Raw genomic sequence first — 24,680 nt, forward strand, 5'->3', positions numbered from 1 at the left:
TCTATAAGCTATTATAGGAAGAGTAATAGATGATAATTGTTCTCACTATGGATTCTTCCCGTGTGGAGGGAGGAGGTATTGTGTTTTGAAACATCGTTTAGCCATACCACTTTCATTTCTCATTTTTTTTAGTGTTATTTTTGGTTCTTATACACCTAAAGCTCACGCAGCCGAACTCTCGGATGGTACATATGTTGTCGACTACGAAATGTTGCAAGCTGAGAATGATTCCGTATCGATTGCAAATGATTACTTTGAAAAACCGGCAACGCTGACGATTGATAAGGACGGGCAGTATTTACAATTCACAGTGAACCATGCTAAATGGATTAAATTCATAAAATCGGCAAATGGTGAATCATTTGCTGACGTGAATATGGTCAGTGAAGATCTTGAAAATGATAAGCGCGTCATTGCATTTAAAGTAGACGGAGATATTTCAGACCCGTTGCTGTTACAAATGCATGTTGTCATTGAAGAGATGGAGCCGTCGTATGATCACAAGTACTCGGTCCGTTTAAATCTAGATGTAGAAACGATGGAATTGACAGACGCTCCTGCGGTTGTTGTTAATACACCTGTTGCCGAATCAAAATCTGTTGACACGATTGAAAAGAAAGATGAGCCAACAAGTAGCACAGCACTTATTTATGTATTGCTCGCAATAATTGCTATCATTGCGATTATTTTTGTGCGCAAGTTCAGTTCCGCGAAGAAAGTAAAAAAATAAACCATTAAAAGGGGATTAACGAATGAAAAAGCAACTACTGATGTTATTTTCAGCACTACTCGTTCTATTTACTGTACTACCTGCTAGCCAATTCGAAGCAGCTGAAGTAACTACACCGGCGAAACAAGAATTTGAACTACCTCTTGATATATTGCAAGTTGAAAATGATGATAAATCAGCAACAGCACAATATGTGAAAAGCCCTGCGAAAATTGTTGTTGAAGACGGCAAAACTTTCGCATACGTAACATTATTAAGCAGTAAATGGTGGCAGTCACTGAAAGTCCAAACAAAACAACCAGGTACATTTAAAGAAACAAACTTCGCAGATGCAGAAGTAATCAGTGAAGATAAGGCAGCGGATACTAGACTTGTTAAATTTGAAGTTCAAGATCTTAGTAAAGAATTGAATGCTAAAATCCATATTATCGTAACAGGTGTACCAGGCCTAGGCGAGTATGACCACAGCTATGATATCCGTTTGAAATTCGATGACAGCAAAACTCCGGTAGTACCAGAAGTACCGGAAGTAACTCCTGAAAAACCGGAGACTCCCGAAGTACCTGTAACACCAGCACCAGAAGTAATTAAAGACGGAGCATATACAATCGATTACAAAGCATTGCATGAAGAAGAAGATAAAGATTCATCAATGACTAGATACCTTGAAACACCAGCAGCACTTTCTGTGAAAGACGGTAAAAACCTCGTTACAATGACACTTACGAACAATGAACAAATTACAGCTTTCCAAGTAGAACAAGCTGGTAAATTCGTGGATACAACTGTTGTAAAAACAGATGTAGAAGCAAACACAAGAGTTGTTGAATTTGAAGTTGCTGATTTATCAACAATTATCAATGCTAAATTCACAGTATTTGTAGCAGCAGCGAACCACACAGGGAACTATACTGTACGTCTTGCTTTTGACAAAGCAACTATTAAACCAGTTGTAACAGAAGAAGTACCTGGTGAAGAAGTAGAAACGCCTGTTGAAGAAGTACCCGTAACATTTAAAGATATTGACAAAACATGGGCAAAACCTTACATCGAGTCACTTGCATCAAAACAAATCGTTAAAGGAAAAACGGCTACAACGTTTGCTCCAAATGATCAAATTACAAGAGCACAATTTGCAATCCTATTGTCACGTGCACTTGAACTTCCGAAACAAGATTATAAAGGAACATTCTCTGACGTAACAAAAAACATGGACTGGATCGTTTACGAAGCTGAAGCGGCAAGCCGTGCAGGCATCATCAGCGTAACTGATGGGAAATTCCGTCCGAATGAAGCAATCACACGTCAACAAATGGCTACTATGATTATCCGTGCAATTGAATACAAAGATGCAAGTGTACTAGAAGGCGTGAAAAATGATGTTGCGTTTGCAGATGCGAAAGACATTACTGCATATGCAAAAACATCTGTCGACTTGGCAGCTGGTCTTGGTATCATTGGCGGTAAAGAAGTAAAAGGTAAACAACTATTCGAACCAAAAGCAAACGCGACACGCGCACATGCTTCTAAAATGGTTTATTACTTACTCGAAACACTTCAAAAATAATTTTATACAATCAATCAATGCCGGCGTCACTGCACCATTCGTGACAGCCGGCGTTGTACTGATTAAAATGTTTTCGGTAAAGGAGATAATGATTTGAAAAAAAAATCCGTATTTATGATGACAGTATTATTCGCTTTATTTACGATACTTCCCACACTTGCGCCTGACAAAGCAGCTGCGGCTTCCAAATATGCCGATGGCGAGTACACGGTACCGTTTACAGTGTTAAAAGATACAGGTAATGAGCAATCGACGACAGCTGACTATATGGTTAGTCCGGCGAAAGTAATCGTTCAAAACGGTAAGACGTATGCCGTAGTTACATTGAAAAACAGTTCTTGGTGGCAATACTTTAAAGTGCAAGCAGGCGGTGGATTTGCCGATGTGCAAGTAGTAAGTAATGATACGGCAAATGATAAACGCGTTGTGAAATTTGAAGTAACAGACATTGAGCAATTGGTAAATGCCAAAATTCATGTCATTGTAACGGGCATACCCGGTTTTACATATGACAACAAATACGATATCCGCTTCAAATTTAACAGTTCCAATATCCCTTTAGCGCCTGTCGCCGCGCAGCCCGCAACACCTCCAGCGTCTAAACCAACACCTAAACCAGTACAACCAACACCGAAACCAACGCCCAAACCTTCAGTAACGGAAAAGGCGACTGCAACACCTAAGCCAGGTGAAAACAAACAGGCTGTAACAAAAATAGAAACGAAAACTGAAGAAAAAAACGAAGCGAAACCAGTAGAATCTAAAGAAGTTGCAAGTGAAAAGTCAGCTACAACAGCAGAAGAAAAAGCGACTGTTGAAACTGAGCAATCGAAAGAAGAAGCTGAGTCTGTGGCGAGTGAAGAAGAAATCGTTGCCGAAGATCAAGCAGCGGCAGAAAAAGAAGAAGAGTCATCTGAAGTAACGAATGAAGCAAACGAAGCTCAGGTTGAAGCAGATTCAACATCTGAGTCGAATTCGAAATCTATATGGTATATCGTCATTTTCTCGATACTTATTCTTGGTGGAGTTATTGTCTTTGCTGTGAGACAGCGCACAGGGACTGAAAAGTAAGAGGTACATGGTAGTCGGGTCTTGAGAACGAAAGCGAGACCCTTTTTTACATAAGCTACAAGGAGCTGTTAATGAACATGCGAAAAGCACGTAATCTTTTCTATATACTTCTAGCTACTGTAGTTCTAGCTGGTTGTTCGTCCCAAAAAGGCACTTCATCTAATGAAGAAAATACCGAACCAGCAGGTGAGCGGATCGTTGCTACAACGGTTGCGTTGACGGAAATTATGGATGCCCTAGAAATCGATTTAGTCGGGATACCATCAAGTTACAAAGACTTGCCGAAACGCTACACCGATGTACAAGAGGTCGGGAATCCGATGAGCCCCGATATGGAAATGCTACTGTCACTGAAACCGACAGAAATACTGTCTGTGACAACGCTGAAATATGATTTGCAAGAGATGTTTGACGAACGTGACATCGATATGACTTATGTAAATTTGGAAAGTATAGACGCAATGCACAGCGAAATCTTACATTTAGGCGAGAAGTACGATCGCGAAGAACAAGCGAAAGCGATTGTCGATCAATTCGAAGAGAAAGTTGCTGAAATTGATAAGCTGTCAGAAGGCAAAGCTCAGCCGTCCGTGCTCATTTTGCTTGGTATTCCAGGGAGTTATCTAGTTGCGACAGAACATTCCTATATAGGGGACCTCGTGAAGCGAAGCGGCGGTAAAAATGTCATTCAGGGAGAAAAAGTAGAGTTTCTTTCTTCTAATACAGAATACTTACAGCAAGCAAAACCAGATATCATTTTAAGAGCTTCACATGGTATGCCAGAACAGGTCATTCAAATGTTTGACGATGAGTTCAAATCGAATGACGTTTGGCAACATTTCGAAGCTGTTAAAAATGACCGTGTCTATGATTTAGACGAACTTCTATTTGGAACAACAGGCAGTTTAGCAGCAGTCGAAGCATTGCGCGAACTGCAAAAAATGTTGTATCCAAACTAAAGGCAGGGATAATAATGTTACGGAAAAATAAAAAGGCGCTCAGTTTTATCAGCGTCATTATTCTACTCATACTAGTTAGCATTCAATCTGCACTAATGGGAAGTATTAAAGTCACGCCGTACGAATTGATTCATGGACTAATAACGGGGACAAATGATCAGGTTGCTATCATTAAGGATTTACGGCTTCCACGAATTATAATCGCTCTATTTGCAGGAGCAGCTTTATCCGTGGCGGGTGTACTATTGCAAGCAGTAATGCGTAACCCATTAGCAGACCCAGGAATAATTGGTGTTTCTGCGGGTGCCGGGTTTATGTCCATAGTTGTTGTCGCTTTTTTCCCGACACTGTACTTTTTCGTTCCCCTTTTTGCTTTCTTGGGCGGAGCTTTGGCATTTTTCCTCGTTTACTCATTGTCCTGGAGATCCGGGCTTGATCCACTGCGCATGATTTTAATCGGAATAGCGGTGAATGCCTTATTCACAGGGCTAAGTCAAGGACTTGGTTTTAGCGGAAGTGCACTTACACAATCGATGAGTCAAGTGATGACCTCAACGCTTACGATGAAAAAGTGGAGTGATGTCGATGTACTCATTTTATATGGAACGATTGGCCTCGTGTTGGCTTTTGTCGTTTATTCGTGGTGCAATTACTTGGCGTTAGATGATAAGACAGCAAAAAATTTAGGGGTTAATGTAAATCTAGCGAGATTAGTGATTTCGTTAGTGGCTGTTCTGCTTGCTTCAGTTGCAACTGCAGTTGCAGGTCTATTTGCTTTTGTTGGCTTGCTTATACCTCATATTGGACGGTCATTGGTGGGAACGGACCACAAAGTGCTAATTCCATTTTCAGCACTGGCAGGGGCCTTGCTGATCTTAACGGCGGATACGTTAGGCCGAACGATTATAGCACCCAATGAAATCCCGGCATCTATCATTATGGCTGTCATCGGGGGACCTTTCCTCATATTCTTGCTGAGAAAGAGTGATCGTATTTATGGACATTAAGGCTATTACTTTCTCCTACGATAAAAAAGTAAATACGTTGCATGGCGTCAACAGTACGATTGATAGTGGGAAAGTGACGACGATTATCGGGCCAAATGGTTGTGGGAAATCGACATTACTTAGTGTGATGGCCAATAATAATCATCCGCAAAGTGGACAAGTTCTATTAGAGGGAAAAGCACTTGCCGATTTTAAACCGAAAGAACTGGCGAAAAAATTAGCCGTTGTGCATCAGCAAAATAATGCCCCATCCGATATGACCGTCGAAAAACTAACAGGTTATGGCCGGATTCCATATAAGAGTTTGTTCACTTCAGCGACAGATGACGACCAACAGGCAATTGAGTGGGCGCTCGCGTGTACCAATCTGACAGATAAGCGAACAGTACCAATAGACGAATTGTCTGGAGGTCAAATGCAGCGCGTTTGGATTGCGATGGCGCTAGCGCAAAAAACGCCCTTCCTCCTATTAGATGAACCGACGACTTATCTTGATATTTACTACCAATATGAATTGTTGGAACTGATTAAGGGCTTGAATCGCACACATGGTATGTCAATCGTCATGGTTTTACACGATATTAATCAGGCGATACGTTATAGTGACATCATTATTGCGATGAAAGATGGTAAAATCGTTGCCAAAGGTACACCTAGTGAAGTTATCACCGTTCAAACTGTAAAAGAAATTTACGGGGTTGATGTTGTTGTGAAAAACGATAAAGAAACAGGTATGTACATCATTCCAATAGGGATTTGACTCACGTAGGTGACTGTCGTCCTCATAAGTAACCACTCCAGTAAACGCCTCTGGAGTGGTTTTTTATTGTCTAGACACAAGCCGCTAGCCCCTGAGCCCACAGGAAACGGGTCAGTGACAACTGGAAAAGTTCCAATATATGGGGAACGAATCAGAAATCCTGCTAATATCGCTTCTGCGCTTTGTGAATGCCTCCCGCGATAAGCCAGAAAGAAAACCGCTTTCCGTCTTATCGCTTCAGCTATCACGAAGTCGCGCCTTCGCAAGATAGTCTATGTAGAAAGCGCATTTCGGTATCGGTATGACATCTAGAAGTACGGTTTACTTCATACATGGGAACGCATTTAACAACAGTCGCAATATATGGAACGAATCAGAAATCCTGCTAATATCGCTTCTGCGCTTTGTGGATGCCTCCCGCGATAAGCCAGAAAGGAGACCACTTTCGGTCTTATCGCTCCGGCTACCACGAAGTCGCGCCTTCGCTGGATGGTCTATGTAGAAAGCGTATTTCGGTATCGGTACGACAACTAGAAGAACGGTTTGCTTCAAACATGGGAATGCATTTAACAACAGTCGCAATATAGGGAATGAATCAGAAATCCTGCTAATATCACTTCTGCGCTTTGTGGATGCCTCCCGCGATAAGCCAGAAAGGAGATCGCTTTCAGTCTTATCGCTCCGGCCACCACGAAGACGCGCCTGCGCTGGGTGGTCAATGTAGAAAGCGTATTTCGGTATCGGTATGACATCTAGAAGTACGGTTTGCTTCAAACATGGGAATGCATTTAACAACAGTCGCAATATCTAGAACGAATCAGAAATCCTGCTAATACCGCTTCTGCGCTTTGTGGATGCCTCCCGCGATAAGCCAGAAAGAAGACCACTTTCAGTCTTATCGCTCCGGCTACCACGAAGTCGCGCCTTCGCTGGATGGACTATGTGAGAAAGAGCATTTCGTTATCGGAATGAGACCTGCAATCTCTAGTGCGTCTTTCTTGAATTAAATCACTATCAAAATATAATCACATTATAATCTTGGCATATACACTCCGAATCACACACCCTCGATAATGAACACACCAGCGAGGGCATGGCAAAGGCATCCCTAGAGCGTCAAGCGATCTACCCTCCGAATCACAAAACACTCACTAATGAACTAACGCTAGCGCAGGCGGGCAAAGGGGTAGCCGAAGCCGTGAGACTGGATGCGAAGCGCCAATCCAGGCTCATGGCGAGAGGCATCCCCAAAGCGTCAAGCGATCTACAATCCACACTCCGACCCGCACTCTCCCAATAACGCGAGCACTAGCGCAGGCGCGGCAAAGGGGTAGCCGAAGCCATGAGACTGGATGCGAAGCGCCAATCCAGGCTCATGGCGAGAAGCATCCCCAAAGCGCCAAGCGATCTACAATCTATACTCCGACCCGCACTCTCCCAATAACGCGAGCACTAGCGCAGGCATCCCCAAAGCGCCAAGCGATCTACAATCTACACTCCGAATCACACTCTCTCAATAACGCAAGCACTAGCGCAGGTGCGGTAAAGGGGTAGCCGAAGCCGTGAGATTGGATGCGAAGCGCCAATTCAGGCTCATGGCAAGAGGCATCCCCAAAGCGTCAAGCAATCTACAATCCACACTCCGAACCGCACTCTCTCACTAATGAACAACCCCATCGTGCTGAGTAGGCGATTGTGCTTTTTAAGCTTTTAGAAAAGTACTCATATCGGAAAAAATCATTGAAAATTGAATTCATAAAAAATAAATTTAAAAGTTTTTTAAATGTGCTATATGTGATATATCGCTGTATAACTGACGTGTAAGCGGATACATTTAAATCTACTATTCATAATTGGCTAACAATTTTAAAAACACTGTTGACTCCAGTGGGTATCCAAGATATGATGACATCAATCCAATTCAGTTCGTGATTCAATTCACAAACTACATAACCTAGACAACTAGATAAACAGATGTAAACATGTAAGTGATTTGATTAGGGGTGAGTACAATGGAAAAACCAATGAGAAGTGACATGATTAAAAAAGGTGTAGACCGTGCACCGCATAGAAGTCTGCTGTACGCAACGGGCGTTAGAATGAAAGATATGCATAAACCTTTCATCGGTGTATGTAACTCATATATTGATATTATTCCAGGTCATATGCATTTGAACAAATTCGCGGAAGTCGTCAAAGAGGCGATTCGTGAAGCAGGCGGTATCCCGTTCGAGTTCAACACAATCGGTGTTGATGATGGGATTGCAATGGGACATATTGGTATGCGTTATTCATTACCAAGCCGTGAACTCATCGCAGACTCTGCAGAAACGGTTATCAACGCTCACTGGTTCGACGGCGTATTCTACATTCCAAACTGCGACAAAATTACGCCAGGCATGTTGATGGCAGCAGTTCGCACGAACGTTCCATCCGTATTCGTCTCAGGCGGACCGATGGAAGGCGGCGTATCATCGACTGGTAAGCCTTTATCACTCGTTTCGGTATTCGAGGGTGTTGGAGCTTACAAACAAGGTACGATGACAGCTGAAGAGCTGCTAGACATTGAACAGAGTGCATGTCCTACATGCGGATCTTGTTCAGGAATGTTCACAGCGAATTCCATGAACTCGTTAATGGAAATGCTGGGAGTGACAGTTCCGGGTAACGGAACGATCGTTGCCACTTCGGATGAAAGACATAGACTCATTAAAGAAGCAGCGGAACATCTTGTTCGCATGGTGAAAGAAGATGTTAAACCGCGTGACATTATAACGAAAGAAACAATCGACGATGCATTTGCACTTGATATGGCAATGGGCGGTTCTACAAACACAGTCCTCCATACACTGGCAATCGCACACGAAGCAGAAATCGAATACGATGTTCGTGATATCAACAAAGTTGCTGAACGTATTCCTTATTTATCCAAAATTAGTCCATCTTCTGACTACACAATGCATGATGTTCATCTTGCAGGCGGTGTCAGTGCAATTATTAAAGAGCTCTGTGAAATCGAAGGAGCCGTCAGTCCAAACCGGATGACGATTACTGGAAAATCGCTTTATGAAAACGTAAAAGATTCTCATATTCTCAATGATGAAGTCATTCGACGTCACGATAATGCATACAGTCCTGTAGGTGGCTTGTCCGTTCTATTCGGTAATATTGCACCGGACGGCGGCGTCATCAAAGTAGGAGCCGTTGACCCATCGATTACAGAGTTCAGAGGAAAAGCCATTGTGTTTGAATCTCAGGAAGATACACAAGAAGGTATCGACAACGGAACAGTAAAAGCGGGTGATGTTGTTGTTATTCGTTACGAAGGTCCGAAAGGTGGACCGGGAATGCCAGAAATGCTCGCACCTACTGCAGCAATTGCAGGACGTGGGCTGGCAACGAAGGTAGCACTCATTACAGACGGACGTTTCTCAGGGGCATCTCGTGGTATCTCGATTGGCCACATTTCACCTGAAGCGGCTGAAGGCGGACCTATCGCACTAGTCGAAAATGGTGATATCATCTCAATCGATTTAACAAATCGGACAATTGAACTTGAAGTTTCCGATGAAGAACTAGAAAAACGAAGAGCACACTTAAAACCATTCGAACCTAAAATTAAAAAAGGCTATCTAGCTAGATATTCAGCGCTTGTCACATCTGCAAGTACAGGCGGAGTTATGAAAATTTAATAGAGAAAATCAATGATGGGGCAAAAGTAATTAGAACCTGTATTCACAGAGAGCCGGTAATGCTGGAAGCCGGTAATACAACTAGTTGCGACATCACCCCGGAGTGGATTGCTGAAATTATAGTAGGCAATCCCGGGCGTAGAGAAATCGGCGCTCGTTATATAAAGAATAGACCTAGTCTATTCATGAGGCGGCTAGATTGCTGCGAACAAGGGTGGTACCATGAAAAGTTTTTTCATCCCTATGTAAAGGAGAAGTTCTTTGCGTGGGATGAAAAGGCTTTTTTTTTCGACAAGAAGATTGATTATTCAAAAGTAGAAGTAAGGAGGAGTTTATAGATGAATGCTGAAGTTCAAACGAAGCAAGCAGTAGAGGAAATGGCGCCAGAGACTGTGCAAGAGCCACAACAGACCAAACAACCGAAAGATGGGTCTGCTGTACTCATTCAAGCTTTGAAGGATCAGGGTGTCGAAGTTATTTTCGGTTATCCTGGAGGAGCTGTACTACCGATTTATGATGCATTGTATCAAAACCCTATTTCCCACATACTTGCACGTCACGAACAAGGCGCAATTCATGCGGCTGAGGGATATGCTCGTGTTTCAGGAAAACCTGGCGTCGTCATTGCGACATCTGGACCTGGCGCGACAAACTTGGTAACTGGAATTACGGATGCAATGATGGATTCACTGCCACTTGTTATTTTCACTGGGCAAGTTGCCAATACAGTCATTGGTACTGATGCGTTCCAAGAAGCGGATATTATTGGGATCACGCAGCCAATCACAAAGCATAACTACCAAGTGAATGATGTATCTGACTTCCCAAGAATTATCAAAGAGGCATTCCACATTGCTTCAACAGGACGTCCGGGACCGGTACTCGTTGATATTCCTAAAAATATTGCAACGGGGCTCTTCATTCCAACCGGAGACTTGGACGCGGAAGTAGATTTACCAGGTTATCAGCCGACAACGACTCCGAACTATTTACAAATACAAAAAGCAGCAGAAGCCATTTCACAAGCGAAAAAACCACTGATCCTAGCAGGTGCAGGTATCTTGCATGCACAGGCGATGGATGAATTGAAAGAACTCGTTGAGAAACATCAGATTCCCGTAACAAATACACTTCTTGGCCTTGGCGGTATCCGCGGAGACCATGAACTATTCCTAGGGATGGCTGGTATGCATGGAACAGTGACATCCAATATGGCTATTAGTGAGTGTGATGTACTTGTCAATATCGGCGCGCGTTTCGACGACAGACTGACAGGCAATCTGGCATCATTCGCACCGAACGCAAAAATTATCCACATCGATATCGACCCTGCTGAGATCGGCAAAAATGTACCGACAGAAATTCCAATCGTGGCAGACGCCAAAGAAGCATTACAAGCGTTGCTGAAACAACAATTCAAGTCACCAGAAACAGAGACTTGGCTGACATACTTAAAAGAATCCGCCAAGAAGTTTCCGCTGTGGTATGACAACGATGATGAAGGAACAATTCTTCCGCAACAAGCCCTTGAAATCATTCATCGTATTACGAAAGGCGATGCAATCGTCACAACGGATGTAGGACAGCATCAGATGTGGACGGCTCAGTACTATTCACTGAATAATCCGGATCATTGGGTAACCTCAGGTGGACTTGGCACAATGGGCTTTGGGTTCCCGGCGGCAATTGGTGCACAAATCGCCAAGCCGGATGCGTGTGTCATTGCAATTGTAGGAGACGCTGGATTTCAAATGACAGCGCAAGAGCTGTCGCTGTTACAAGAAATGCGCATTCCTGTGAAAATTATCATTCTCAACAATGGCTGTCTGGGAATGGTTCGTCAATGGCAAGAGACGTTTTACGAAAAGCGTTACTCACAATCATTGATGCCGGTTCAGCCAAACTTTGTGAAATTAGCAGAGGCGTATGACATTAAAGGCTATCGGATTGACACATTGGAAGAAGCGGAAGCGGTATTCCAAGAAGCACTGTTGTCTGATGAACCCGTTCTCATCGACTGCCGTGTGAAACAACTGGAAAACGTCTATCCGATGGTTGCACCAGGTAGAGGACTACATGAAATGATCGGGGTGAGTAAACTATGAAACGAGTTATTACGGTAACTGTTATCAACCAAAGTGGCGTGCTCAATAGGGTGACCGGCTTGCTGATGAAAAGGCAGTTCAATATCGAAAGTATCACAGTTGGTCACACCGAAATAGCAGGCAGATCGAAAATGACGTTCATCGTCAATGTAGAAGACGAACGGAAAATTGAACAGCTCGTCAAACAGCTGCAAAAACAAATCGATGTACTTAAAGTTAATGACATAACGGATAAAGCAATCGTTATGCGGGAGCTTGCTCTAGTAAAAGTCATTTCACCTCCGCATGTTAGAAGTGAAATGAACAGCATCATCGAACCATTCCGGGCAACGGTTATCGACACTGGAAAAAATGTCGTTACGTACCAAGTGATTGGAAATCCGGAAAAGATTGAGGCGTTTATCGATTTGCTCAGACCATATGGCATTAAAGAATTGACAAGAACAGGTGCTACGGCATTTGTTCGTGAAACACAGAAAGTCCAATTACCTCAGTTATCTATATTAAAGTAAGAAAAACAGTGAAGGCGCCTTTCAAGGGGTAGCCGATTCAATGAAATTCTGTATTACAACATATCTAGACAGCAATATTAAACTAAAAAAACCAACTATTAGGAGGAAAACAATTATGGCTAAAATGTATTATAACCAAGATATCAACGAAGGACTTTTGAAAGATAAACTAGTAGCAATCATCGGGTACGGATCACAAGGTCATGCACATGCGCAAAACCTAAACGATTCTGGATTTAATGTTGTTGTGGGTGTTCGCCCAGGTAAATCATTTGATCAGGCAAAACAAGACGGACTAAACGTATTGACTGTGCGTGAAGCTGCTGAAAAAGCGGACGTTATTATGATTCTACTTCCGGATGAAAGACAAAAACAAGTCTATGACGAAGAAATCGAACCGGCACTTAAAGCAGGTAAATCACTTGTTTTCGCACACGGATTCAACGTTCACTTCGGTCAAATCGTTCCACCTGCTGATGTTGACGTATTCCTAGTTGCACCAAAAGGACCTGGACATCTCGTTCGTAGAACATTCGAAGCAGGCGCAGGTGTTCCAGCATTGTTCGCAGTGTATCAAGACGTTTCAGGCCAAGCGAAAGACGTAGCTCTTGCGTATGCAAAAGCGATTGGATCAGCACGTGGCGGCGTACTTGAAACGACGTTCAAAGAAGAAACTGAAACAGATCTATTCGGCGAACAAGCGGTACTATGTGGCGGGTTGACTTCACTTGTTAAAGCAGGTTTTGAAACACTAGTAGAAGCAGGTTACCAACCAGAACTTGCTTACTTCGAAACATTGCACGAAACAAAACTGATTGTCGACCTTATGTATGAAGGCGGAATGGCAGGCATGCGCTACTCAATCTCAGATACAGCTGAGTGGGGAGATTTCGTTTCAGGACCCCGTATTGTTGACGCAGATACAAAAGCGCGTATGAAAGATGTACTAACAGACATTCAATCAGGTAAATTTGCGAGAGAATGGATTGCAGAAAATGAAAATGGGCGTCCAAACTTCAATCGATTTGAAGAAACAGAAGCACAACATGAAATTGAAGTAGTTGGCAAAAAGCTTCGCGCAATGATGCCTTTCGTCAACGAAGGTGCGAAATCAAAAGAGGAAGAAGTGGTGGGTAGTGCGAAAAATTGACATATTTGACACAACTCTTCGGGACGGTGAACAATCTGCAGGTATTAACCTAAATACAGCGGAGAAATTAGAAATTGCACGACAGCTTGAAAAATTCGGGGCAACAATCATTGAAGCAGGGTTTCCTGCTTCATCCCCCGGTGATTTTGAAGCAGTGCAACGTATTGCAAATATAGTGAAAAAGTCGACGGTAACTGGTCTTGCCCGCGCAATGAAAAGCGATATCGAAACATCTTGGGAAGCACTTCGCGGTGCGGAACAACCTCATCTACATGTGTTTTTAGCAACTTCACCTATCCATATGGAATATAAGCTTCAGAAAACACCTGACCAGGTCGTCGAAATTGCAGTAGAAGCTGTAAAATATGCCCGCAAGTTCTTCCCGCAAGTTCAATGGTCTGCGGAAGATGCATTCCGTTCAGATCGGGAGTACTTAGTACGCATCATCAATCAAGTAATTGCAGCTGGCGCATCAGTTATCAACATTCCTGATACGGTCGGCTACGCAACACCTCAAGAATACGGTGCATTATTCAAGTTTTTGAAAGAAAACGTGACCGGTATCGATAAAGTGAAGCTTTCTGCACATTGTCATGATGACTTAGGCTTTGCTGTAGCCAACTCAATCGCAGCGATTGAAAATGGTGCCGACCAAGTCGAAGGTACAATCAATGGTATTGGTGAGCGTGCAGGAAATGCTGCACTTGAGGAAATTGCTGTTGCACTCCATATCCGCAAAGATTATTACGGATTGGAAACAGGTATTAATTTACATGAAATTAAACGCACAAGCCAGCTTGTCAGCCAATTGACAGGCGTTGTCATCCAGCCAAATAAAGCAATTGTTGGGAAGAATGCATTTGCGCATGAGTCAGGGATTCACCAGGATGGCTACCTAAAAAATCGCCAAACATATGAAATCATTACGCCTGAATTAATTGGAGATAAAACTGAACCACTTGCGCTTGGGAAACACTCTGGCCGACATGCATTTAGTGACCGTGCTATTTCAATGGGCTTCGAACTTAGTGCTGAGAAGTTAAATGAAGCGTTTGTTGAATTTAAGAAACTTGCAGACCGTAAAAAAGAAATTACAGAAGATGATCTATTTGTATTATTTACAGATCAACAAATTCAAAATAATGATGTACCTGTTTATAAATTTAAAGATGTTCAAGTTCAGTATGCAACTGCGAATGTTCCATCTGCAACCGTCACGGCTGTTAATCCGGACGGGGAAACGGTCACTGCGACAGCAACAGGTTCGGGATCAGTTGAAGCCATTTTCAATACACTAGAACTGCTTGTTGAAGGCGAAGTTCACATTCTAGATTACCGTGTAACATCGATTGGAAAAGGACGCGATGCACTCGGCGAAGCGGTAGTTAATCTAAGTATTAACGGTGAAGTATCTATTGGACGCGATGTCGCACAGGACGTATTGGGTGCATCTGCCAAAGCATATTTTAATGCCATCAACAGACAATTGATTAAAAAGGTTTCCAAAATAAAAGTGAATGCGGTTTAACGATATACATTGAACATATAAATATCTGCATAAATTAAGCGAAGGCGCCTTACAAGGGGTAGCCGAAGCCCTAAGACTGATAGCGAAGCGGTCAGGCTTAGGGCGGGAGGCATCCCCTAGCGCCGTAGCGAATTCAATGGGATTTTTCATTTCAATTTAGATTGTCAGCGTAAATAGATTTAAAAACAATAAGGAGGAGAAGTTCTATGGAGAAGAAAGTAGCAGTATTACCAGGTGATGGAATCGGCCCAGAAGTGACTGAAGCAGCAGTGAAGGTACTTGAAGTGATTGCAAGACGTTTTAGCCACACCTTCCATGTAGAGTACGGTGTAATCGGCGGCGTTGCAATTGACAAACATCAAAATCCACTTCCAGATGAAACGGTAGCACTATGTGAAGCGAGTGACGCGGTACTTCTCGGTGCTGTAGGGGGTCCGAAATGGGACCAAAATCCATCAGCGTTGAGACCGGAAAAAGGACTACTTGCGATTCGGAAACATTTCGACTTGTTTGCTAATCTTCGGCCTGTGAAAGCTGTACCATCCTTACTCCATGCATCTCCTCTAAAAGAAGAAGTGGCAAAAGATGTAGATATGATGATCGTCCGGGAATTGACAGGTGGTCTGTATTTCGGAGAACCAAGTCGTCGGACGGCAGATGCCGCAGTGGATTCACTCGTTTATACACGCGAAGAGATTGAACGTATTGTTGTTAAAGCGTTTGAAATTGCTCGCTTACGTAGAGGGAAAGTAGCTTCTGTTGATAAAGCAAATGTACTTGAAACGAGTAAGCTATGGCGTGAGGTTGTTGAAGAAAAGAAGAAAGCATATCCAGATATTGAAGTGGAGCATATGTTAGTCGATTCCACTGCTATGAAATTGATTACAAATCCGGCAGCATTTGACGTTGTCGTAACGGAAAATATGTTTGGAGACATTCTAAGTGATGAGGCATCTGTAATCACAGGGTCACTTGGCGTACTTCCGTCAGCAAGTATCCGTTCGGATGGTTTTGGATTATACGAACCAGTCCACGGTTCCGCGCCCGAAATTGCAGGACTTGGTTTAGCAAATCCAGCTGCAGCGATTCTATCCGTTGCAATGATGTTGAAGTATTCATTCAACCTAGACACGGAAGCATCAGCGATTGAAGAAGCAGTTAACACAGTGTTCGAAGACGGTTTCTTCACAGCCGATCTTGTAGAACCGGGTAAACGGGTTTTATCGACAAAAGAGTGGACGGACAAAGTCATTGACGAACTTGATACACAATTCGTCTCGAATAGCATTATGTTTTCATACGTTTAACCATATTCAATTGATCAGAGAGGAAGGGCTGCCATATGGCGAAAAATATCATCGAGAAAATCTGGAATCAGCATATCGTCTACGAAGAACAAGGGAAGCCTGATTTGCTCTATATCGATCTTCATTTACTACATGAAGTGACTTCTCCGCAGGCGTTTGAAGGGCTGCGACTTGCGAATCGTACCGTGCGCAAACCCGATCTCTGTTTTGCAACGATGGATCATAACGTACCGACACGAAACCGTGATGAGATTAAAGATCCAATTGCTCGGAAACAAATCAACACATTACAAACAAATTGTGATGAATTTGGAATCCCACTTGCAAATATGGATCATCCAGACCAAGGAATTGTCCATATAATCGGGCCAGAACTTGGACTAACACAGCCTGGTAAAACAATTGTCTGCGGCGATAGCCATACATCCACACACGGGGCGTTCGGAGCAATTGCATTTGGCATCGGAACTAGTGAAGTTGAACATGTCCTTTCGACACAAACATTGTGGCAATCAAAACCGAAAACAATGGAAATCCGCATTAACGGAAAACTTGGATTCGGTGTTACCGCAAAAGATGTCATTTTAGCGATTATCGCCAAATTCGGAATTGATATGGGCACAGGTCATATTGTTGAATTTACGGGTGAAGCAATCCGTGATTTGACGATGGAAGAACGGATGACCGTTTGTAATATGTCTATTGAAGCAGGGGCAAAAGCAGGTTTAATCAGTCCAGATGAAACAACTGTTGCTTACTTAAAAGGACGCAAATATGTTCCCGAAGGCCAAGAATTTGAAGAGGCAGCTGCACACTGGCTATCACTTGCAACAGATGAAGACGCAGCCTATGACACGATTCTTGAAATGAATGCAGATGAAATCGAACCATTTGTGACTTGGGGAACTAACCCTTCAATGGGTTCTGGTATTTCAGCGAACGTTCCCTATGCGAAAGATTTTGAATCAGAATCGGATAAAGATGCATTGAAACAAGCACTAACGTATATGGGGCTTGAAGAAGGTGCACCGCTGAAATCAATTGACATTCAGCATGTCTTCATCGGTTCATGTACAAATGCAAGATTGAGTGATTTACGTGCAGCGGCAAAAGTAATTGTAGGTAAAAAGGTTCATTCTTCTGTCACGGCAATTGTCGTACCTGGTTCACGGACTGTTAAAAAACAGGCAGAGGATGAAGGATTAGATTCGGTATTTCTTGAAGCTGGATTCGAGTGGCGGGAATCGGGTTGCAGTATGTGCCTAGCGATGAATGACGATGTAGTTCCTGTAGGTGAACGGTGCGCTTCAACATCTAACCGGAATTTCGAAGGACGACAAGGGGCAGGGGCACGGACACATCTTGTAAGTCCGGCCATGGCGGCAGCTTCAGCAATTGCAGGCCATTTTGTAGATGTACGGGAATTGGAAGCTGTTCATTCATAATGGAGGAAAGGATGATTAGATGGAACCGATTAATGAAGTTGTTAGCGTCATAACGCCGCTCGATCGTAAAAACGTCGATACTGACCAGATTATTTCGAAAGAGTTCTTGAAACGAATTGAGCGTACAGGGTTCGGGAAATATCTGTTTTATCACTGGCGACATCATGCCGATGGAAGCGAAGTTCAAGAATTCGTTTTGAATGATGAGCGGTTCAAAGGATCTAAAATCCTCGTGGCTCAAGAAAATTTTGGGTGCGGCTCCTCTCGCGAACATGCACCCTGGTCGATTTTAGACTATGGATTCAATGTCGTCATCGCGCCAAGCTATGCGGATATCTTCTATAATAACTGCATGAAAAACGGTTTGCTTCCAATTAAATTAACAATGTCGGAAGTAGAAGAGTTGTTGGCAAATGGGCAAAAAGATCCTTACTCAGTAGAAGTTAATCTTGTTAAACAGTCGGTGACAGGGCAGGATGGCAAGTCCTATTCGTTTGATATCGACCCGTACTATAAAGAAATGTTATTAAATGGTTGGGATGAAATATCCTTGACTTTCCAATACGAAGAACAAATTGCTAACTATGAAAAACAACATCAAAACGCGTAAATATTAACTTAAAAGGGAGATGGTGTAATTGGGAATTTGTATGAAACAGCGCGCTTATTCGAAGCATTTGAACGCTTAACTGAAATTGTTCACCGCACACCTATTAAACAATCGGAGACATTGAATGAATGGACACAATCCGAAGTGTATTTGAAACTTGAAAACTTACAGAAGACAGGGTCGTTTAAAGTACGCGGCGCGTTCAACAAAATTTCTCAACTGACAGCAGAAGAATGTGCGAAAGGTTTACTTGCGGCTTCTGCGGGAAATCATGCACAAGGTGTTGCATTGGCAGGACGGAAAGTGGGCGCCAGAGTTACAATATTCATGCCTGAAACGACTCCAGCGGCAAAAGTGGCTGCTACCCGGAAATACGGGGCAACTGTTAAGCTAGTTGGGAAAAATTTCGATGAGGCTTATAAAGCGGCTCGTACTGAACAACTGGCAACAGGTGCAACGTTTATCCATCCTTTCGATGATATAACAATTATTGAGGGGCAGGCAACGGTTGCGATGGAAATGCTGCAACAGCAACCGGACTTGGATACAATTGTTGTACCGGCAGGTGGTGGAGGACTATTAGCAGGGACTGCACTTGCCGTGAAAACAATACGGCCTTCGGTAAAAGTGATTGGCGTTCAGGCCGCAAATGCACCTGCTATCGTTTCATCTTTTCATGGCAGGAAAAATAATCCGACCCACTTTTTACCAACGATTGCAGAAGGAATTTGCGTTAGAGAACCAGGTAAAGTAACGATGGATATCATTCATAATTATGTAGATGATATGATTACAGTGTCAGAACAGGAAATTTCATCAGCTATTTTATTCATGCTAGAACGTGAGAAGGTGCTAGTTGAAGGTGCAGCTGGTGCAGCGATTGCTGCTGTCCTGAATAAGAAACTACCGACTTCATCTGCGCGTATCGGTGTAATCGTCTCAGGCGGAAATTTCGATGTGGCAAAGTTGGGGAAGTGTATTGAGAATTGTAATGACTCGGTACTTAATTTTTAAAATGAAGATTGATTAATCTCCAAAAGATCAATTCCGTTCTATAGCAAACAGCTAGAATGATATGCTATGTAGATTGAATACAGCATGTCGAATTGAAAAACCCCCTTTCACTATTATGAAAGGGGTTTTTAGTGTCTATCTTCTAAAAGCTAGCTTTAGAATTATATTTATTTTTCAATTAGTGTCTTAGTTAATCGTTAATCCTGCACTTGCAGCACCAGTTAAAGTGTTTACTAGATTGACTCCAGATGCATTTGCAGAAAATACCATTAGCAAACGATCTCCCGCGTTTACCGCTTGTGAGAAACCGCCAGCAGAGCCAGTTTGTATGGTTCCAACTGAGATTGTTCCTGTGAATGGTAGATTTACGGCAACACCAGTTGCGGTAAAGACATTGCTATTACCTGTTGCGCGGTATACTTCTGCACGAACAGTTACTGTTGACAGTGGTAAGCTTAATCCCACAGTACTAATAAAGTATGCAGAAATATTTGTCAGGGTTCCTGCACGAGGAACCATAAAAGCAAAGTTACTAAGAGCTGGAAGCGTGAATGAACCTCCGGCAATTGTTACACCTGGAATGGAACTCCCGAATCCTACAAGAGCCGGAGTACCAACTAATCCCAAGGCGAGTGTGTTCAAAGTGACAACTGAAGTTCCTGATGCGAATGGTATTACCGCACTTGCACCAGTAGCCCCAGTTGCTCCAATCAGTCCAGCGGTACCAGTAGCACCAGTTGCTCCAATCAGTCCAGCGATACCAGTAGCACCAGTAGCCCCAGTTGCTCCAATCAGTCCAGCGATACCAGTAGCCCCAGTAGCCCCAGTTGGTGCGGTAGCTCCAGTAGCTCCAGTCGCGCCAGTAGATCCGGTAGCTCCAGTAGCCCCAGTAGCCCCAGTAGCTCCGGTAGCTCCAGTAGCTCCAGTCGCGCCAGTAGCACCAGTCGCTCCGGTAGCTCCAGTAGCTCCAGTAGCACCAGTCGCGCCAGTAGATCCGGTAGCTCCAGTAGCACCAGTCGCGCCAGTAGATCCAGTAGCTCCGGTAGCACCAGTAGTCCCAGTTGGTCCAATCAATCCAGCGGTACCAGTAGCGCCAGTCGCTCCAGTAGATCCGGTAGCGCCAGTAGCTCCGGTAGCCCCAGTTGTTCCAATCAGTCCGGCGGTACCAGTAGCCCCAGTCGCGCCAGTAGATCCGGTAGCTCCAGTAGCTCCAGTAGCCCCAGTCGCGCCAGTAGATCCGGTAGCTCCAGTAGCACCAGTCGCGCCAGTCGCTCCGGTAGCTCCGGTAGCACCAGTCGCACCAGTAGCACCAGTCGCACCAGTAGCTCCAGTCGCACCAGTCGCGCCAGTAGATCCGGTAGCTCCAGTAGCACCAGTCGCGCCAGTAGATCCAGTAGCTCCGGTAGCCCCAGTTGTTCCGATCAGTCCGGCGGTACCAGTAGCCCCAGTAGCTCCATTAACTCCAGTCGCGCCAGTAGCTCCGGTAGATCCAGTCGCGCCAGTCGCGCCAGTCGCGCCAGTAGCCCCAGTAGATCCGGTAGATCCGGTAGATCCAGTCGCTCCAGTCGCGCCAGTAGATCCAGTAGTCCCAGTTGGTCCAATCAATCCAGCGGCACCAGTAGCGCCAGTAGCACCAGTAGATCCGGTAGATCCAGTCGCGCCAGTAGATCCAGTAGATCCAGTAGCCCCAGCAGCCCCAGTAGTCCCAGTAGCTCCAGTAGATCCAGTAGATCCAGTAGATCCAGTAGATCCAGTAGATCCAGTAGATCCAGTAGCGCCAGTAGCACCAGTAGATCCGGTAGCACCAGTAGCGCCAGTAGCACCAGTTGGTCCAATCAATCCAGCGGTGCCAGTAGCGCCAGTAGCACCAGTAGCTCCAGTAGATCCAGTAGATCCAATCAATCCAGCGGTACCAGTAGCTCCAGTCGCGCCAGTAGATCCAGTAGCTCCGGTAGATCCAGTCGCGCCAGTAGATCCAGTAGCTCCGGTAGATCCAGTCGCGCCAGTAGATCCAGTAGCTCCGGTAGATCCAGTCGCGCCAGTAGATCCAGTAGTAGATCCAGTCGCGCCAGTAGATCCAGTAGCTCCGGTAGATCCAGTCGCGCCAGTAGATCCAGTAGCTCCGGTAGATCCAGTCGCGCCAGTAGATCCAGTAGCTCCGGTAGATCCAGTCGCGCCAGTAGATCCAGTAGCTCCGGTAGATCCAGTCGCGCCAGTAGATCCAGTAGCTCCGGTAGATCCAGTCGCGCCAGTAGATCCAGTAGCTCCGGTAGATCCAGTCGCGCCAGTAGATCCAGTAGCTCCGGTAGATCCAGTCGCGCCAGTAGATCCAGTAGCTCCGGTAGATCCAGTCGCGCCAGTAGATCCAGTAGCTCCGGTAGATCCAGTCGCGCCAGTAGATCCAGTAGCTCCGGTAGATCCAGTCGCGCCAGTAGATCCAGTAGCTCCGGTAGATCCAGTCGCGCCAGTAGATCCAGTAGCTCCGGTAGATCCAGTCGCGCCAGTAGATCCAGTAGCTCCGGTAGATCCAGTCGCGCCAGTAGATCCAGTAGCTCCGGTAGATCCAGTCGCGCCAGTAGATCCAGTAGCTCCGGTAGATCCAGTCGCGCCAGTAGATCCAGTAGCTCCGGTAGATCCAGTCGCGCCAGTAGATCCAGTAGCTCCGGTAGATCCAGTCGCGCCAGTAGATCCAGTAGCTCCGGTAGATCCAGTCGCGCCAGTAGATCCAGAGCTCCGGTAGATCCAGTCGCGCCAGTAGATCCAGTAGCTCCGGTAGATCCAGTCGCGCCAGTAGATCCAGTAGCTCCGGTAGATCCAGTCGCGCCAGTAGATCCAGTAGCTCCGGTAGATCCAGTCGCGCCAGTAGCTCCAGTAGCTCCAGTAGCGCCAGTAGCTCCAGTCGCTCCGGTAGATCCAGTAGCACCAGTAGCGCCAGTAGCTCCAGTCGCGCCAGCAGATCCAGTAGATCCAGTAGATCCGGTAGCGCCAGTAGCTCCAGTCGCGCCAGCAGATCCAGTAGCTCCAGTAGCTCCGGTAGATCCAGTCGCGCCAGTAGCTCCGGTAGATCCAGTAGATCCGGTAGCGCCAGTAGCTCCAGTCGCGCCAGCAGATCCAGTAGCTCCGGTAGATCCAGTCGCGCCAGTAGCTCCGGTAGATCCAGTCGCACCAGTCGCGCCAGTAGCTCCGGTAGATCCAGAAGCACCAGTCGCGCCAGTAGATCCAGTAGATCCAGTAGCTCCGGTAGATCCAGAAGCACCAGTCGCGCCAGTAGCTCCGATAGATCCAGTAGCACCAGTAGCACCAGTAGCGCCAGTAGCGCCAGTAGCACCAGTCGCTCCGGTAGCCCCAGTCGCTCCAGTAGCACCAGTCGCTCCAGTAGCACCAGTAGATCCAGTAGCGCCCGTTGCGCCAGTAGATCCAGTAGCTCCGGTAGATCCAGTCGCACCAGTCGCTCCGGTAGCCCCAGTCGCTCCAGTCGCACCAGTAGCACCAGTAGCGCCCGTTGCGCCAGTAGCACCAGTAGATCCAGTAGATCCAGTAGCCCCAGTTGGTCCTATAGGTCCCCTTTTGCAACAACATGGATCGTAATTACATTTATCGGGTTTGATACATTCATTGCACTTACTACATTTACTACATTTACATTTTCGTTTATTGTAATCATAATAATTCATTTATTCACCCCCTTTCTGTAACATCCTATTCGAGCAATAGTTGGGGGGACGGGCAATCAACTACGTGCATAAAATAATAGATTAGGAAATGTCACAGAGAGGGCGAGAGATTTATTTGATATTTATCCAGTTTTATTAAGGAAAGGGATTTGGTTTTGAATATGCTCGCCATCTTGGACGCTGATGCCCCCAACTAACTAGCCGCTCCGACAAGTTGTCGAAACGGCTAGTTAGTTAGTTAGATATATGAAGCTACTGAAAGTAGTTCTTAAATGAATTTCAACTGTAGGCTACACAAATACTCGTTCTGCTGGCTATGTGTATTGACTCTTAAATTTTCTCCTGATTATTTTTAATTACTTCATCTAAATACGTTTTATTTTTCATTATACTGTCATTATTTGGTTTGTATTTTCGGGCTAATTCGTTATGATGATAGGCTTTGTCGTACTGTTTTAAGCGATCGTAAAGAACACATAATTGAAGATTGGGTAGCCAAGTGGAAAATGAGGTGTTTTGAAAGCCTATCTGTTGATGATTTTCATAAAGGAACGCTTGACTATACCAGTGGATAGCCTCGTGGTTTTTAAATTGTTCCATAAAGTAATACCCAAGTCGGCAACACGCTTCGGGACGAGGAACGTCATAGGCAAGGGTTCGTAAGGTAGAACTAAGTTCTTTATTCTTGTCATTTAATTTATGGTAGCAGTCAGCCAGTCTGAAACACGCCCTAATATTGTCTTCAATCCAGCCCAGTTTCGAATCTAAAAACTCCTCATAGTAAAGGACTGCTGTTTCAAAATCACTATGATCCATCAATTCATTGGCGTAATAGAATGTATCACGGGGGGACAATGTTTTCCCTGAAGCTAACAACTTTTTATAGATCGTGATATTACGTCCACTATCATGACTTAAAGGGGAGTGGGTAACTGCTACATCACTATCGAATAGATTACCTGACACGGAAAGAAACTCGTGTACCGCTCCTATCCATTTAAACTCATTTACTTTTTTTACTAGACGATATCTCCTCAAAAGGGAGGTCACGTTGCCTTCATGATCAAAACTTAAATGGTAATTCATTGAAACAGCATCAATCGTTGGTTGTAAGGATTGTTTCAATAACTTGAACTTTTCCTGATCTTCAGCTGTAAATACATCATCCGCATCGAGCCAAAGAACATAATCCATTGTTGCTTGTTGGAATGAGAAATTCCGTGCAGCTGAAAAATCGTCAATCCACTGAAAATCAAAAATTCGATTGGTGTACTTATTTACGATTTCTTTTGTTCGGTCGTCAGACCCTGTATCCACAATATTGATTTCATCCACTAACTCGCAAATAGAATCTAAACATCTGCCTATTACTTCCTCTTCATTTTTCACAATCATACACAAACTTATCGTTATCACTTTTTATCCCTCCAAGCTTCCTTCTATTTATATGCAGTCTCTAAAATTTTGACGAACAAATTGCTGTCGAATGTTACGAATATATATATATTTTATGTAGGAAATATTCTTGAAAGTCATTTAATGATGATGA

At 44.4% G+C, this 24,680-nt stretch carries 17 protein-coding genes and 1 other annotated feature; of the genes, 15 read left to right on the forward strand and 2 right to left on the reverse strand.

All coding sequences use genetic code 11. From position 1 onward, the window contains the following. Positions 1-85 precede the first annotated feature (85 nt). From MKZ26_RS18680 to ilvA, 15 genes are all read left to right on the forward strand, one after another. A complete protein-coding gene (locus MKZ26_RS18680; RefSeq protein WP_340767136.1) occupies positions 86-730 on the forward strand; it encodes an NEAT domain-containing protein in 645 nt (214 codons plus the stop codon). Between the two features lie 22 nt (positions 731-752). Continuing rightward, the gene (locus MKZ26_RS18685; protein ID WP_340767137.1) at positions 753-2,297 is read left to right on the forward strand and encodes an NEAT domain-containing protein; all 1,545 of its coding nucleotides are present in this window, start codon (positions 753-755) and stop codon (positions 2,295-2,297) included. 93 nt (positions 2,298-2,390) lie between these two features. Then, positions 2,391-3,368 (forward strand): NEAT domain-containing protein, encoded by a 978-nt coding sequence (locus MKZ26_RS18690; RefSeq protein WP_340767138.1) that lies wholly within the window; start codon positions 2,391-2,393, stop codon positions 3,366-3,368. Between the two features lie 71 nt (positions 3,369-3,439). Next, entirely contained in the window at positions 3,440-4,327 is an 888-nt protein-coding gene (gene isdE / locus MKZ26_RS18695) for a heme ABC transporter substrate-binding protein IsdE (RefSeq protein WP_340767139.1), read from the forward strand. A gap of 14 nt (positions 4,328-4,341) precedes the next feature. Next, on the forward strand, positions 4,342-5,334 hold the full coding sequence (locus tag MKZ26_RS18700; RefSeq protein ID WP_340767140.1) for a FecCD family ABC transporter permease: 993 nt from the start codon (positions 4,342-4,344) through the stop codon (positions 5,332-5,334). Next, positions 5,324-6,094, forward strand: a complete 771-nt coding sequence (locus MKZ26_RS18705; protein WP_340767141.1) for an ABC transporter ATP-binding protein — start codon at positions 5,324-5,326, stop codon at positions 6,092-6,094. The genes MKZ26_RS18700 and MKZ26_RS18705 overlap by 11 nt, the downstream gene beginning before the upstream one ends. A 2,024-nt stretch (positions 6,095-8,118) precedes the next feature. After that, positions 8,119-9,786 carry a dihydroxy-acid dehydratase gene (ilvD, locus tag MKZ26_RS18710; RefSeq protein ID WP_067214050.1) on the forward strand — a complete coding sequence of 556 codons (1,668 nt, stop codon included), beginning with the start codon at positions 8,119-8,121 and terminating at the stop codon, positions 9,784-9,786. Between the two features lie 3 nt (positions 9,787-9,789). Then, positions 9,790-10,032 (forward strand) — a binding site (T-box leader). A 131-nt stretch (positions 10,033-10,163) separates the two neighbouring features. Continuing rightward, complete coding sequence (ilvB, locus tag MKZ26_RS18715; protein ID WP_340767688.1) at positions 10,164-11,891, forward strand: acetolactate synthase large subunit; 1,728 nt, start codon at positions 10,164-10,166, stop codon at positions 11,889-11,891. Then, the gene (gene ilvN, locus MKZ26_RS18720; protein ID WP_067212339.1) at positions 11,888-12,403 is read left to right on the forward strand and encodes an acetolactate synthase small subunit; all 516 of its coding nucleotides are present in this window, start codon (positions 11,888-11,890) and stop codon (positions 12,401-12,403) included. The genes ilvB and ilvN overlap by 4 nt, the downstream gene beginning before the upstream one ends. A gap of 115 nt (positions 12,404-12,518) precedes the next feature. Beyond that, the gene (ilvC, locus tag MKZ26_RS18725) at positions 12,519-13,553 is read left to right on the forward strand and encodes a ketol-acid reductoisomerase (RefSeq protein ID WP_067212335.1); all 1,035 of its coding nucleotides are present in this window, start codon (positions 12,519-12,521) and stop codon (positions 13,551-13,553) included. Beyond that, positions 13,540-15,081 (forward strand): 2-isopropylmalate synthase, encoded by a 1,542-nt coding sequence (locus MKZ26_RS18730; RefSeq protein ID WP_340767142.1) that lies wholly within the window; start codon positions 13,540-13,542, stop codon positions 15,079-15,081. The genes ilvC and MKZ26_RS18730 overlap by 14 nt, the downstream gene beginning before the upstream one ends. 206 nt (positions 15,082-15,287) lie before the next feature. Continuing rightward, positions 15,288-16,388, forward strand: coding sequence for a 3-isopropylmalate dehydrogenase (gene leuB, locus MKZ26_RS18735; protein WP_067212328.1), 1,101 nt, complete (start codon positions 15,288-15,290; stop codon positions 16,386-16,388). 35 nt (positions 16,389-16,423) lie between these two features. Beyond that, positions 16,424-17,833 carry a 3-isopropylmalate dehydratase large subunit gene (gene leuC, locus MKZ26_RS18740; protein ID WP_340767143.1) on the forward strand — a complete coding sequence of 470 codons (1,410 nt, stop codon included), beginning with the start codon at positions 16,424-16,426 and terminating at the stop codon, positions 17,831-17,833. A 19-nt stretch (positions 17,834-17,852) separates the two neighbouring features. Further along, the gene (gene leuD, locus MKZ26_RS18745) at positions 17,853-18,443 is read left to right on the forward strand and encodes a 3-isopropylmalate dehydratase small subunit (protein WP_340767144.1); all 591 of its coding nucleotides are present in this window, start codon (positions 17,853-17,855) and stop codon (positions 18,441-18,443) included. Between the two features lie 36 nt (positions 18,444-18,479). After that, a complete protein-coding gene (gene ilvA / locus MKZ26_RS18750) occupies positions 18,480-19,457 on the forward strand; it encodes a threonine ammonia-lyase (protein WP_340767145.1) in 978 nt (325 codons plus the stop codon). A gap of 186 nt (positions 19,458-19,643) precedes the next feature. Here ilvA and MKZ26_RS22405 read toward each other — a convergent pair whose 3' ends face one another. Then, positions 19,644-21,359 carry an exosporium glycoprotein BclB-related protein gene (locus tag MKZ26_RS22405; RefSeq protein ID WP_445683438.1) on the reverse strand — a complete coding sequence of 572 codons (1,716 nt, stop codon included), beginning with the start codon at positions 21,357-21,359 and terminating at the stop codon, positions 19,644-19,646. Between the two features lie 2,102 nt (positions 21,360-23,461). After that, the gene (locus tag MKZ26_RS18760; RefSeq protein ID WP_340767146.1) at positions 23,462-24,547 is read right to left on the reverse strand and encodes a tetratricopeptide repeat-containing glycosyltransferase family 2 protein; all 1,086 of its coding nucleotides are present in this window, start codon (positions 24,545-24,547) and stop codon (positions 23,462-23,464) included. Positions 24,548-24,680 lie beyond the last annotated feature (133 nt).

This window comes from Sporosarcina sp. FSL K6-6792 (genome assembly GCF_038004885.1).
In the GTDB taxonomy this organism is placed as follows: Bacteria; Bacillota; Bacilli; order Bacillales_A; family Planococcaceae; genus Sporosarcina; species Sporosarcina psychrophila.

Excerpts from the sequence above, each read along its gene's own strand:
- MKZ26_RS18700 (WP_340767140.1), top strand. The coding sequence starts at position 4,342 with ATGTTACGGAAAAATAAAAAGGCGCTCAGTTTTATCAGCGTCATTATT.
- ilvB (WP_340767688.1), top strand. The coding sequence starts at position 10,164 with ATGGCGCCAGAGACTGTGCAAGAGCCACAACAGACCAAACAACCGAAA.
- ilvC (WP_067212335.1), top strand. The coding sequence starts at position 12,519 with ATGGCTAAAATGTATTATAACCAAGATATCAACGAAGGACTTTTGAAA.
- ilvD (WP_067214050.1), top strand. The coding sequence starts at position 8,119 with ATGAGAAGTGACATGATTAAAAAAGGTGTAGACCGTGCACCGCATAGA.
- isdE (WP_340767139.1), top strand. The coding sequence starts at position 3,440 with ATGAACATGCGAAAAGCACGTAATCTTTTCTATATACTTCTAGCTACT.
- leuB (WP_067212328.1), top strand. The coding sequence starts at position 15,288 with ATGGAGAAGAAAGTAGCAGTATTACCAGGTGATGGAATCGGCCCAGAA.
- MKZ26_RS18685 (WP_340767137.1), top strand. The coding sequence starts at position 753 with ATGAAAAAGCAACTACTGATGTTATTTTCAGCACTACTCGTTCTATTT.
- MKZ26_RS18705 (WP_340767141.1), top strand. The coding sequence starts at position 5,324 with ATGGACATTAAGGCTATTACTTTCTCCTACGATAAAAAAGTAAATACG.
- leuD (WP_340767144.1), top strand. The coding sequence starts at position 17,853 with ATGGAACCGATTAATGAAGTTGTTAGCGTCATAACGCCGCTCGATCGT.
- ilvN (WP_067212339.1), top strand. The coding sequence starts at position 11,888 with ATGAAACGAGTTATTACGGTAACTGTTATCAACCAAAGTGGCGTGCTC.
- leuC (WP_340767143.1), top strand. The coding sequence starts at position 16,424 with ATGGCGAAAAATATCATCGAGAAAATCTGGAATCAGCATATCGTCTAC.